General features: G+C 59.0%; 14 protein-coding genes and 1 tRNA gene. 5 read left to right on the top strand and 10 right to left on the bottom strand.

Annotated elements, in window-relative coordinates:
* Nucleotides 1–61 precede the first annotated feature (61 nt).
* Complete coding sequence (locus RISK_RS12065; protein ID WP_047814563.1) at nt 62–427, bottom strand: low molecular weight protein tyrosine phosphatase family protein; 366 nt, start codon at nt 425–427, stop codon at nt 62–64.
* Nucleotides 424–987, bottom strand: coding sequence for a 3'-5' exonuclease (locus tag RISK_RS12060; RefSeq protein WP_047814589.1), 564 nt, complete (start codon nt 985–987; stop codon nt 424–426). The genes RISK_RS12065 and RISK_RS12060 overlap by 4 nt, the downstream gene beginning before the upstream one ends.
* Before the next feature lie 38 nt (nt 988–1,025).
* Here RISK_RS12060 and RISK_RS12055 point away from each other — a divergent pair, with 38 nt between their 5' ends.
* The 3 genes from RISK_RS12055 (at nt 1,026) to RISK_RS12040 (ending at nt 3,422) form a co-directional block, all read left to right on the top strand.
* On the top strand, nt 1,026–2,018 hold the full coding sequence (locus RISK_RS12055; RefSeq protein ID WP_047814562.1) for a hypothetical protein: 993 nt from the start codon (nt 1,026–1,028) through the stop codon (nt 2,016–2,018).
* Between the two features lie 478 nt (nt 2,019–2,496).
* Nucleotides 2,497–2,874 (top strand): TA system antitoxin ParD family protein, encoded by a 378-nt coding sequence (locus RISK_RS12045; RefSeq protein ID WP_047814560.1) that lies wholly within the window; start codon nt 2,497–2,499, stop codon nt 2,872–2,874.
* Nucleotides 2,871–3,422 (top strand): zeta toxin family protein, encoded by a 552-nt coding sequence (locus tag RISK_RS12040; RefSeq protein ID WP_053061167.1) that lies wholly within the window; start codon nt 2,871–2,873, stop codon nt 3,420–3,422. The genes RISK_RS12045 and RISK_RS12040 overlap by 4 nt, the downstream gene beginning before the upstream one ends.
* Before the next feature lie 36 nt (nt 3,423–3,458).
* Here RISK_RS12040 and RISK_RS12035 read toward each other — a convergent pair whose 3' ends face one another.
* From RISK_RS12035 to RISK_RS12030, 3 genes are all read right to left on the bottom strand, one after another.
* Nucleotides 3,459–3,686, bottom strand: coding sequence for a hypothetical protein (locus RISK_RS12035; RefSeq protein WP_047814559.1), 228 nt, complete (start codon nt 3,684–3,686; stop codon nt 3,459–3,461).
* A gap of 181 nt (nt 3,687–3,867) precedes the next feature.
* Nucleotides 3,868–4,005 carry a hypothetical protein gene (locus tag RISK_RS32220; protein WP_160311438.1) on the bottom strand — a complete coding sequence of 46 codons (138 nt, stop codon included), beginning with the start codon at nt 4,003–4,005 and terminating at the stop codon, nt 3,868–3,870.
* 230 nt (nt 4,006–4,235) lie between these two features.
* Nucleotides 4,236–4,308, bottom strand: a tRNA-Asn gene (locus tag RISK_RS12030).
* A 140-nt stretch (nt 4,309–4,448) separates the two neighbouring features.
* Here RISK_RS12030 and RISK_RS12025 point away from each other — a divergent pair.
* Nucleotides 4,449–5,831 carry a hypothetical protein gene (locus RISK_RS12025; RefSeq protein ID WP_047814558.1) on the top strand — a complete coding sequence of 461 codons (1,383 nt, stop codon included), beginning with the start codon at nt 4,449–4,451 and terminating at the stop codon, nt 5,829–5,831.
* Here the strand turns inward: RISK_RS12025 and RISK_RS12020 are convergent.
* Both RISK_RS12020 and RISK_RS12015 read right to left on the bottom strand, forming a co-directional pair.
* Nucleotides 5,825–6,472, bottom strand: a complete 648-nt coding sequence (locus tag RISK_RS12020) for a hypothetical protein (RefSeq protein ID WP_047814557.1) — start codon at nt 6,470–6,472, stop codon at nt 5,825–5,827. The genes RISK_RS12025 and RISK_RS12020 overlap by 7 nt on opposite strands.
* A 907-nt stretch (nt 6,473–7,379) precedes the next feature.
* Nucleotides 7,380–7,718 carry a histidine triad nucleotide-binding protein gene (locus tag RISK_RS12015; RefSeq protein ID WP_047814556.1) on the bottom strand — a complete coding sequence of 113 codons (339 nt, stop codon included), beginning with the start codon at nt 7,716–7,718 and terminating at the stop codon, nt 7,380–7,382.
* Nucleotides 7,719–7,840: 122 nt separating this feature from the next.
* Here RISK_RS12015 and radC point away from each other — a divergent pair, with 122 nt between their 5' ends.
* On the top strand, nt 7,841–8,785 hold the full coding sequence (radC, locus tag RISK_RS12010; protein WP_047814555.1) for a RadC family protein: 945 nt from the start codon (nt 7,841–7,843) through the stop codon (nt 8,783–8,785).
* A gap of 341 nt (nt 8,786–9,126) precedes the next feature.
* Here the strand turns inward: radC and RISK_RS12005 are convergent, their stop codons facing one another.
* The 3 genes from RISK_RS12005 to RISK_RS11995 all read right to left on the bottom strand — a co-directional run bounded on the left by RISK_RS12005 (nt 9,127) and on the right by RISK_RS11995 (nt 11,934).
* On the bottom strand, nt 9,127–9,444 hold the full coding sequence (locus RISK_RS12005; RefSeq protein ID WP_007327966.1) for a P-II family nitrogen regulator: 318 nt from the start codon (nt 9,442–9,444) through the stop codon (nt 9,127–9,129).
* A gap of 31 nt (nt 9,445–9,475) precedes the next feature.
* On the bottom strand, nt 9,476–10,495 hold the full coding sequence (locus tag RISK_RS12000; protein ID WP_047814554.1) for an aspartate-semialdehyde dehydrogenase: 1,020 nt from the start codon (nt 10,493–10,495) through the stop codon (nt 9,476–9,478).
* A gap of 296 nt (nt 10,496–10,791) precedes the next feature.
* Nucleotides 10,792–11,934: a helix-turn-helix domain-containing protein gene (locus RISK_RS11995; RefSeq protein ID WP_047814553.1), complete on the bottom strand. Its 1,143-nt coding sequence runs from the start codon at nt 11,932–11,934 to the stop codon at nt 10,792–10,794.
* Nucleotides 11,935–11,971 lie beyond the last annotated feature (37 nt).

Below are 11,971 nucleotides of genomic sequence, written 5' to 3'. Positions count from 1 at the left end.
ACGTGGAAGCAACGACGCTCACCGAAACAGCCCAAATGCCAAAGGACTCCTGCCGACCTGCTTACCTCGGCGGGAAACGCTTTGATTCATGAAGTGAAACCGCAATGATCGGCTCCGCCGCCGACCGGATCAACTCCACCAACTCGTCGTCCATGAACCGGTAGTCGTCCGGAATGTCCAGCACATGCATCGGCTTGAACTTGGCTTCGCCAGGAAAGGCGGCCAAGATCCGTTGTCGATGCTTGTCTTCCATCACCAAAATCACGTCCGCCCAAGCGATATCGCTCGCCCGAATCGTCTGCACCGCCGCCTTCGCCGTGCCACGCGATCGAACGGACACCCGATCGTCGCGTCGATAGATCGCCTCGGCCGTCGGACTTCGCCATTGATTCTTGCTGCACACGAACAGCACGTTGATCGTCTTCACAACGCGATTTTTCGCGATTTGGAAAGAAGCCGGCATAAGACATCCGCGATGTTCCATGCATCGTCATCACCTCGGTGATGCGTCCCCTCCATCGTCATCCCCAGTTTGTTGTAGGCACCGTCCAAGCCGACCTCGTGATTCAACCCAAGCGAAACCGCGAACAGGGTCTTCACGTTCAGATGCGTCAGCCCGAACGGATAGCCAACGCCGGCCGACTGGCACACCCGTTCAATTTGTCGCCGGTCGTAATCGCCCCAACTCGCCCATAACCGATCTTTCGATGCGAACTCTCTCTTAAGACGCTTGATCGCGTCTGCCAAAGTACCAGCATCCGCGAACATCTCCGGCGTCAGCGTTGTCAGTTCAGTGCAGAACTCGCTGATCGTCGACCGCTCTGGCTTCACCAAAATGCTGTGCTTGCCGATTCGCTTCAGAGAGGCAACATCGACTAGGCACAAACCAATCTCGATGATCTCGCTCTCCTCGCCTTCGGGCGGTTCACCGTCCCAACACGTCGACTCGACATCAACAACGAGAATCTGATCCAATTTGCGTGCCATCGCGGCGGTCCATTCAGTCTCGAAAAACAACAAACGTCATGACTTGGTTGACAGAGCTTACCGGAATCGAGGAAGAATCGCCTGAACAGGTTCGCCGAGAATTATCGATCGAAAGCGATCAAATCGTTTGCCCCAACGGAAAACGATTTGCGTTCGGACGTTTGGAAACACCGAAGTTATCGGAACTTCGCCAAACCGTTTCGCAACTTGACGTTCGGACGCATCCGTCGACGATTCGCGAACACGTTGGCGACGTTCGCCAGTTGCACGCGGACTCGGCCAACGCGGGCGATCTGTTCCAAGTCGCGTCACAATTCAATCTGTTGGAAATGACCGGCCCTTCGGTCACTCCTGAACGCGGCGTCGGCATCTATGAGAACGACCCAACGCAAGGCCCGGCGTGCGCGATCGCGTGCGGAGCCGGCACGATCTATCGCAACTACTTTGCACCGTTCGGCGACCGCATCGGCCAATCCGCCGACCATCAAATCGACTGCTCCGCCAATCTGGGAAGCAAACTCGGCAACCAAGACGGCCAGCTTTGGCAAATGCAAAACGGCTATCTTTTCCCGTCCGACGATGGCCTTCGCCGCATCACGGATCGTCTCCAATCGGCAAGCGAATCGGACTTGGACGAACTTCGCGGCGAGTTGCGAATCGGCCTGCAATGGCAAGCCGACGTGACGCTTCCGGGTGCTGAACATCGCGTCAGCCAAGCGTATTGCTCCGCGCTGCCGGTTGCCTACGGTGGCCAGCGTGCCAAGTTGTGGACGGACTTCGCCAAGCTGATCCTCGACGCCGCCTATGAAGCAACACTACTGGCCGCCGCTATCAACGCGTCACGCACCGGCGTCAACGTCGTCTACCTCACGCTGCTCGGCGGAGGCGTGTTTGGCAATGACGACGCCTGGATCATCAGCGCGATCGAAAGAGCGTTTTTGAAAACGAAGTCGCACGGTCTCGATGTAAGAATCGTCTCGTATCGGCAATCCAAACCTGCGGTCTCGCAGTTCTGCAATCGCATCGAATGACAACCTCAGTTCATTTGCGTTTCGCACCGTGACGCCAACCAAGCTTTCACATCAACCGGTTTTGCGAACAGCCGATGGCAGCATTCAGCGATTGAAGTAGGCCGGACCAAGGAACAACGCGACGCCGTTCCAGCAACACACGACGATCCGCTTTGGATTGCCGGAACAGCGCTCCGCTTGTTCCGGCCCACGCCTCGCGGGATCACTGGGACCTGAGGGGGCGGAAACGAGAAACGCCCGCGGGTCATGCTTGACCGACGGGCGTTGATTGGTTCGCGAGAGTTTTCGCTTTTCTAAATTCAGCTCAAATCGGGGTTGGCTCGGTTGCCTGAGTGGTTCACGTCGAACGGCCAAAAACACCGCAAATCACGGCGCCTGACGAACAAGCAGAGACACGTTTCGCGTCCGCTTCGCTCTGGTTTTCGGAATTGCTGGACTGGTCGGTAGCAAAATGCTACCATGTAGGTAGAGGTGATTCATGGGACAGCCAGTGAAACTATCGGACGAACTTGTCGACGACGCACGAACGGTTGTGCCGTTCTCGCAGCGAAGCATCGCCGGACAGATTGAATTCTGGGCCGGATTGGGAAAATCCATCGAACCACTTCTGCGCGGCGACCGTTCGATGTTGCTTCAGCGGTCCGGTTCCGAGCGTTCCCTTTCCCAAGCGATTGCTGATGTCGATACCGCCAAAGGTCGCAAGCAGGTTGACGCTTATCTGGAGAAGCGTCCCTATCCACATTACAAGCCTGTCCACGGCAATCAGGAGCTACTTCGACGCGTTGAAGCCGACGGCACGGAAACGATTGGTCGATTTGTCGAACGGCAGTTTGTGGAAGTCGAGAACGAACATTGAGTCTGCCGTTTGCGTTCCTTGACCAAAGGCCCATCGTTGTCGCCATTGCCGGCTCGAATGGCGCGGGCAAATCAACCTTCTTTGAATCCTTTCTTTCCGACTGTGGACTTCGTTTCATTAACGCGGATGTCATCGCTGAGGGACTGGAGATCGGCGCTTACGAAGCGGCTGAGGTGGCAGCAGCAATACGATCGTCGCTCGTGAGTCAGCGCGAGAGTTTTATCTTTGAAACGGTGCTCTCCGATCCCGTCGGCGACAAAGTAGACACTCTCGCCAGGTACGCTGAAGCGGACTACACCGTGGCGTTGATCTTTATTCAGGTGCATGATGTCGGTGAATCGATCCGACGCGTAGCGATGCGCACCAGCCAGGGTGGGCATGACGTGCCCGATGAAAAGTTAAAATCGCGATTCGAGCGAACGAAAGCAAACCTTCAGCGAGCCATTGCATGCTTGCCCCATGTCTTGGTTTACGATAACAGCGATTTGGAATTGCCTTGTCGGTTGGTACGCCTCTACGCGAACGGCAAACCGGCCAGCGACTATTGAGACCCGGAGTCACTTCACGTTTGTCTACGATGCATGTCACATTTTGGAGTGCCAAACTAGCAACGCAGCGAGATAGAGATGGCCTTCAGGAAACGGTTCACAGAGTTCGACTGATGAGGCGGAAATTGGAAACTGTTTCTTGCCTGATTTGACGATCAGATCGACGCCCCAAGCAGCGTTCGTAGCAGGAGCAGCATTGACAACTTCGACCCGTTTCCCGAGGGCGATTGCGGTGAATGGTACAACGATTTCTTGAATGGCCATGTCGACTAAGCCCGAGGCCTGCTCGTCTCCGTAGCAATCATCGGTAGCCTCCTCGTAGGCCTCTCCGATCTCAGCCGGGTCACACTTGGTCAGCCAAGCTGGATAAGTAATCTTCACGATTTCGACTCCGCCAACTTTCCTAGTTCCGCGTCGCAAATGAAGCCTCCTTCATCAGCTCTGATCATTTTGACAGCCATTGCTTTGCCGATTCACCACCGACACGTTTGACCGCCTTGATGACTGGTTTCAAGCAGTCTTCAATTTCATAACTCATCAAGCCCTCGTCACTGCACGCGACTTGGTAGCTGCCCCGCTTCATCAGTTCGATCGAAAGGCGTTTAGCTTCCTCCAGCTCATCTTGCTGGGAAACGGATGGAAACGGATCGTGCCAGCCATCTTACCCGATCCGCTTTGGATTGCCGGAACAGCGCTCCGCTTGGTCCGGCCCACGCCTCTCGGGATCACTGGGACCTGAGAGCGACGACACAAAAAAACCCCGTACAACGCTGGGTTGTACGGGGTCAGAATGCTTGGAGACTGATCTCTCAGCTCCCCCGGCAGGACTCGAACCTGCGACAAGGCGGTTAACAGCCGCCTGCTCTACCAACTGAGCTACAGGGGATTCCGAGTCGTTTCCGACTCGTGTGGGGCGAATGTTAGCTGGTGCCCGGCGGCGATTCAAGGCGGGTTTTCTCTGGATTTTCATTCCGGGGGGATTCGTTTTGACGCCGCCTGCCTAACCGGACCCGCAAAACTGCTAACGTGGACAGACGTTCGCTCCCGATCTCGCCCTCCCAAGGGCTCCGTTCCGCTTTCCACGGCTCGGCCATGCGTTCTGATTCGCAACCCAACCCAGACCGCTCCCCCGCCCCTGACAACGGCCCCGGTGCGGAAAAACGGGCCCAGCGGCGGTGGCAACGGCTGCTGCATCTGCTGCCTGGCCTGGCCCAGCAACTGACTCCACCTACCTTCGACGCCTGCTGCCGAATCCTCCACGGGGGGCCTCACCCGGTCTTGGCCCCCATCTGCAGCCGGTTGGGGCACAGCCCAGTCCGACACCGCGAAATGGCCCGGCAACTGGCAGCTTCCATGATGGACGCTCGCGAGCACCGCGAACACGTGGTGACGATCCAGAAGTCGGCGGCGGAACCCTGGGTCACTCAAGCGGCCAAGACGTTCGACCTGCCGCTGGTTCGCTGGGACGCCTCCCAACTGGCCTCGCCCGAACAACTCGGCTCGCTGCCACCCAACATCGCCTTCCATAAGATCGCCCAACATCGGGATGAGTGGATCATCGCGGTGGCGGACCGCGTCGATGTGTTGCACCTACGTCGCGGAGGCAAGATCGAACAGGCGGTCCTGCGTCGCTTGGAAGTCGATCCGTTTGGTGTCCGAGTCGGCATGGACGATCCCAAGGCAGCCGAACGCGTGTTGGAAGCCGGGGCCCTGGGAAGGTTCCTGCCTCGAACGTCCTCCACTGCTTCCGATGAACCCTTGCCGCGACGCGAACCAAGTTCCCCCACCGTGTCGCCGATGCCATCCGTGCTCGAGCAAGACGAATGGTTGGTTCACTGCACGCGTCGGTGCGATGGGCCTTGGCCGGGCCAGTCGTGGCCTCAGTACTACGACGAGATGCTGCTGGGGTCCGACGAGGCGGCCTCGCGAGAATCGCTGGACTCGCTGCGACGCATCGTGCGGATGCGGCGTTTGATTGCAGGAGCGACGACGTCCAAGAGTGAACACCGTGTGGTTTGCCTGTCCGCCGTGCCGCTGCCAGAATTGCTGCGGCGGCGAACGTTTCGGTCCCACGTCTCGCGGTGGGACTACGAACCGTTTGGAATCGCGATTCGGCGATCGGCCGCGACCGCCATGGGGGTGCGACCGGTCGTCTACGGCCCGGCAGCCGTTCGAGATGGCTTGCCCGCCGAAGAACGCTATCGCTATCAAGCCGAAGGTCGCGACCAGGGCTGGACCGCGGAAAACGAATGGCGGTCACTCGGCGATGTCGACTTGGACTCGTTGGATGCCAACGACGTCTGCGTGTTTGTGCCCGACCAGGCTGATGCTCAGGTCATCGCGGAGGTCAACCATCGAGGTTGGAGAGTTTGCCAGGTCGAGCCGTTGCTTCAACCTTCTGCTCAGTAAGCCAACGTGGGTTGCTGCCCGTTGACGGATCGCGTGCGGTAGATCTGGCGAGCCGGTGAGCTGCGACGGTTTTGCGCGGTGCGGGCTGCCACGGTCGAGGTTTGCCCGTGACCGCTGTCGCTGATGATCGTTTCGCCTTCGTGCAGGATCACGCCATCGGAAGAGTGACCATACGATCCGCCGGAACAGGAATCGCACCCGCCCGAACAGGAATCGCAGCCACCCGAGCACGAGTCGCATCCGCCACAGCCATCGCATCCACCCAGATCAGCAGGCGGGAAAAAGGGTCGACCGCCCGCACAGCTGTCGCATCCGGTGCTGCAACCGTCGTCGCATTTGTATCCCCAGATGCTCTTGATGCCGGAGAAGACCGCTCGGCACTTGCCACAGGATTGGCCGTTGTAGTTGCCGCACGAATCACATGGGTCGTAGCAATCGGCGGGTTCGTTGATCCACGGGTCGATGTACAGTTCGCCGCATCCGTCGCAGGAGCCACAGCCGCCACACGAGTCACCGCAGGCGCCGCTGTCGCAACCGACTCCGGGACCACAGGGGCCGCAAGCGTTCCACATGGGACCGACACATCCGGTCGACATCAGCAAACAGACCAGCGTCAACACGACAGCACAGGAGGATTTCATCGGGACGATCCGTGTCTCGAACAGGTGGGAGGACAAACGAACGATCCATTCGACTTGAATGAATCGCCTTGCTTCGTCATCGGCACCTCAGCCGGCAAACTCCACCCAAATTGAATGGGGAGCGGGGGTAAAATTCGAAAGCAGCACGAAAAAGGGTCAAGTTGGTGAGTGGGGGCCTGCGGTTGCGGCGGATTTCCATCGGGTGTGGACGGCTGGGGAGCCCATCGCACGGGGAGTGTCCCCGGGGATCATTTGGCGGCGGCGACCAACTGTCGTCGCTCCGCGACTTGAGGGCTTGTGTGCAGCAGGCGGATGACCTTGGGTTGAAAACCCAAGGCTCTCGGCTGTCGTCGCTCCGCGACTGGTCGTGCGCGTCGGTGGGTGCCAACAACCGCGGAGCGGTGACAGTTGTCAGCCTCGGGTTTTCAACCCGAGGTCTCGGTTGCAAACCCGCGTCCTCCAAGCCGCGGAGCGGCGACAGGTGCGGTCCGAATTCTTGGCGAATCCAGTTACGGATAAAGGAGGCGTCAGTCTTCTGCGCCGGGGGTCGCGTGGTGAAGGGGAAACAACGGGGCACGGACGGGGGCGGGGCTCGACGCAACATTTGAGACAAATGTTCTACTCTGATCGTGCGACAGAGATGCCTTGCTGACGCGGCGGGTGGGGTCCGAATTCTTGGCGAATCCGGCTACGGATGAAGGAGGCGTCAGTCCTTCTGCGCCGGGGATCGCGTGGTGAAGGGGAAACAACGAGGCACGGACGGGGGCGGGGCTCGACGCAACATTTGAGACAAATGTTCTACTCTGGTCGTGCGACAGAGATGCCTTGCTGACGCGGCGGGTGTGATCCGAATTCTTGGCGAATCCGGCTACGTTGGCGTGTGGTCGTACGGGGGCGGGGGCGGGGCTCAGCCTGGTGGCCAGGTCATTTTGCGGCCGCCGAGCAGGTGAAAGTGGACGTGCGGGACTTCTTGCCCGCCATCGGCTCCCGTGTTGACGACCAAGCGATATCCGTCGCCCAATCCTTCGTCCGCAGCGACCTTGGATGCGACCACCACGCAGCGGCCCATCACCTCTTGGTCCTCGTCCGTCAAATCCGCCAGCGACACGATCTCGCGCTTGGGGATGACCAAGATGTGCGTCGGGGCTTTCGGGGCGATGTCACGAAACGCCAGGCACAAGTCGTCTTCGTAGACGATGTCCGCCGGGATCTCTTTGGCGATGATTTTCGAAAAGATGGATGGCATGTTGCGATAAAAACCGAGGTCGCGGGCGGGTCAAATGGATGCCCAACAAAAGGCGTCGAGTGAATTTAGGGTATCTTCGCTGTGTTGGAATTTCTAGATGATCGCGGACGAAGGGCTGCCCCATGAGCGAAACCAGACGTCAACGTTTGCAATCCGTGCTGTACCCGCTGGCCTACCACCCCCAGTTTCGCCAGAGCGAATTGCCGGATTTGGTGGAGGAAACCCAGGCCGCCTTTGTCACCCGAACCATCAATGCAGTGGTCCGAGCCGGTGTGCTGGAACGCGTTCATTCCGACGATGAACTTCACTACACCTGGGCCTCCACGGACCCGATCCAATTGATCGACCGCTGGATCCAAGATCAGATCCACGGCGATCAAGTCAAAGAGCGACCGGAAGAAGAACGACCACGAGAACGTTTGCTCCGAGAGGGCGCCGCATCGCTTTCCAACGCAGACCTGCTGGCGATTCTGATTCGCGTGGGTGTGGTGGGTGAATCGGCCACGACAGGAGGCACGAAGCTGGCCAATCACTTTGACGAGGAACTCGACGCGATTCGCGAACAAAGCGTTTCGGAATTGCGGCACATCACCAAAGCAGTGACGAAAGCCAGCTACTGCCAGATCATGGCCGGGATTGAACTGGGCCGCCGGGCAACCGAAGCGGCTCGCGAACGTCCGGTGCAAATCGTCAAGATCACCAGCACCACCGAAGCGACCGAGTACTGCGCGCAGAAGTTCGCTTACCTGGCTGGCGATGCGGTGCAGGAAGAGTTCCACATCGTGACGCTCGATACCAAACACAAACCGATTCGTACGCATCGCATCACCGTTGGCACGCTGGACAGTTCTCTGGTGCATCCCCGCGAAGTGTTCCGGCCGGCGATCCGAGACGCGGCCGCGGCCGTGTTGCTGGTCCACAACCATCCGTCGGGTGACCCAACGCCCAGCCGCGAAGATCACGCGGTGACAGAGCGATTGACCGAGGCCGGCAAGCTGATCGGCATCACGGTGTTGGACCACATCGTGGTCGCGAAAGAACGATGCCTGAGCCTGCGAGAGTGCTGACGGCAGCCGGATTCACCAGAATTCGGCCGGTGCAACGCAGCGCAACGTTAGTTGCTAGTAGTCTGTCAGGACTTGTTATTAGGGTAGTGGACGAGGCCACGAGTCCTGAACTGGCGTCGAATCCAAGGACTCGTGGCCTCGTCCACTACGATCAACCCTCACTTTTAGCTGTGACAGACCGCTAGTCGCTAGTTGCCAAACAGGTACGCAGGTGTCATCGGGTATGTGAGCCGTTGGCGTTAGCCACGGTTTTCACGCGCAACCGGGGCGAACGCCCAAACGGCTCACATGGGTTGTGCCCGATCATTCCAGCCGACCTGCTTAATCGCTAGTCGCTTCGATCAAATGAACGACGCAACCGGCATCACCAGGATCTTGCCGTCGCCGATGCGGCCGGTGCGAGTGACCGCGACGATCTTGTCGAGGACCTCTTCCAGACGCAGGTCATCGACCCAGAGCGTGATCTCGACCTTGGGCACAAAGGCCTCGGAGTACTCGGTGTCTTGGTACTGATCGAGGTAGCTTTTTTGACGGCCGTAGCCTTTGACCTCCATCACGCTCAACCCTTCCAGCGGAGCCCGACGCAGGGCGGCGAGAACGTTCTCGGCCAGGTGCGGTGAAACGACGGTGACGACTTGTTTCATGATCGCATCCGGCATTCTGAAGGGTTTGACACAGCGACTCAGTTCATCATCGAGCGGCGGGCTGATGTTTCTTGGCCAGCAGTTCAGCAATTTGAACGGCGTTGGTCGCGGCACCTTTGCGAAGGTTGTCGCTGACACACCAAAACGCGATTCCGTTGTCGGAACTGATGTCCTGGCGGATTCGGCCGATGAAGACATCGTCCTTGCCGTCGCAATCACGCGGCATGGGATAGGACTTGGCATTCAGGTCATCGACCACGGTGATTCCGTCGGCGGCTTCCCACAGCTCGCGAGCCTTTTCGGCGGTGATCGGCTCACGGGTTTCGACCAAGATCGATTCACTGTGCCCGATCGCAACCGGAACACGAACAGCGGTTGGGCAGACCTGAATGGAATCGTCACCGAGAATCTTTTGGGTCTCGTGCACCATCTTCATCTCTTCACTGGTGTAGCCGAGATGCTTTTCCGATCCGATCTGAGGGATCAGGTTGAACCCGATCGGATGCTGGAACGTTTCCGGTGAATGGGCTTGCCCGTCGAGGCTGGCGCGTGTGCTGGATTCCAGTTCGACGTTGCCGGCCAAGCCAGCCCCGCTGGTCGCCTGATAGGTGCTGACGATGACCCGGCGGATGCCCACGGCTTTGTGCAGGGGCGCCAGTGCAACGACCATTTGAGTCGTACTGCAGTTCGGGCTGGCGATGACACCTTGGTGACCATCGACCGCTTCGGGGTTCACTTCGGGAACGATCAATGGAACGGTCGGGTCCATCCGCCAATAGGCACTTTCGTCGACCACAATGGCGCCGGCTTTGACCGCCCAAGGGGTGAACTCGGCTGAGACTTCGTCTGGGGTGCTGGCGATGACCAGGTCGACGCCTTCGAAGGCGGACGGTTCCATCAGTTCCACCGTCAGCATTTCATCGCCGAAACGAACCTGGGTGCCGGCGCTGCGAGCCGAGGCAAGCAATCGCAGTTTCCGCATTGGGAACTTGCGAGCGTGGAGCTGGTCCAGAACGATTCGGCCGACGGCACCGGTGGCACCGACGAGTGCAACGCAATCAAACATGAGTGGTCAGGAGACGGAGAAACAAAGTGGGGAGGGAAACGGGGGGTTTAGTTTGGTCTTTCCAGACGCAAACGCAACGGGAAACACTGCATCCGGCACGTTGAAAAAGCTGGTGAGCTAAAAAGGCCCGAGTCGCCCCGGAGACACCCGCACCCGCTTTCAGGTTCGCGGCCGATCGTTTCCTTGGACGAAGAACACCCCTCGACGGGCGTCAAAATCCGTAAGACGGGCTTCCTAGCCCGTCGAAGACGCCAGCACGACGGACTCGGAAGTCCATCGTACGGGTTCTGTTCGCCCTAGCGGCGAGCCATTCGGCGTGCGATCGCTTCGCGGGACAGAGGCATGATTTTGGCAGCCCCGCCGGTGTTGTAGAGCAGATCGTCGCGGCTGGGTTTGGATTCCGCATCGTCGTACTGAACCAAGAAGGCACCGACTTGGACGCCTGCTTCGTGGTAGACGGGTGGCCAAAATTCTTCGCCGCGGATCGCCAGGGTCTTGGCCAGCAAGCGAGTCGCTCGGCCGGAGAAACCGCTGAGCACCATGTCCAAACGGCCGAGAGCTTCGTGGAACAGGTAGAACACCAGGGCGGTGTCTTTGCCCTGTCCGCCCGCGTACTCCCACGTGCCATCGTCTTTTTCGTAGTAGAAGCCCGGTTCAGGGGCGTCCATGTTCTTGCTCAACCGCATGCCAGCCGAAGCGGCACCCGGTTTCGGGTCGTTGTCACGATAGCGAAGGAAGAATGGGCAACTGCGTGCCGAAACGTCGTCCACGTCGTCTTCGGTCACGAACGGTGTGCATCCGAACGCGTCGGAGAACAGCAATTCAACGACCGGGTTGCTCTTCACGCTGCCAATGCAAACCATCCCGCGGTCACCTTGAGCTTCGGTGAAGCCTTCGAAAACCTCCGTCGCACGCGAACGAGCGTCTTCCAAGGTGACTTGGCCGGGGCTCCAAACCAACGATTGTTGGATCCGGTCGGGCATGGGCACCGAAGTCGTGGCGTTCGTCTCGGTCCCTTCGCCGATGTGTTTGGCCACACCGCCCAAGGTCGAGATTCCGTTGAGCAGCTCGCCGACCAGCACCGAGTCACTGGCAACCACCATCGCGTTCTCAGGGGAGACGCTGCCTTCGCCTTGGCGAACACCGACCACAATTTCGATGTCACTGCGGCGAGCCAATTGCTCCCAGAAGTTTTCTGCGTTGACGGCGAACAGGGCGCCGGGCAACTGATCCGCGGTCGCGTGCCCTTGATCGATCAGGTAATCGCACAACCGCGACAGGGCATCCAGCGGGATGTACTTGGCTTCGTTCTTCAGCAGCGAAGCCACCTGGTGTCGATCCAATCCGGTGTGCTCGACGATCGCTTTGATCGTACCGGGGCGTTTCCGCCGATCAGGTGTGTGCCCAAGCAGTTCTGCGAGCCGAAAAGCGTATCTCATGGCCGATTTGGAATAGGTGGAAAAGGTTGAGGTTGAA

The organism is Rhodopirellula islandica, from assembly GCF_001027925.1.
Taxonomy (GTDB): Bacteria; Planctomycetota; Planctomycetia; order Pirellulales; family Pirellulaceae; genus Rhodopirellula; species Rhodopirellula islandica.
This window is presented reverse-complemented; position numbering and strand designations above follow the sequence as displayed.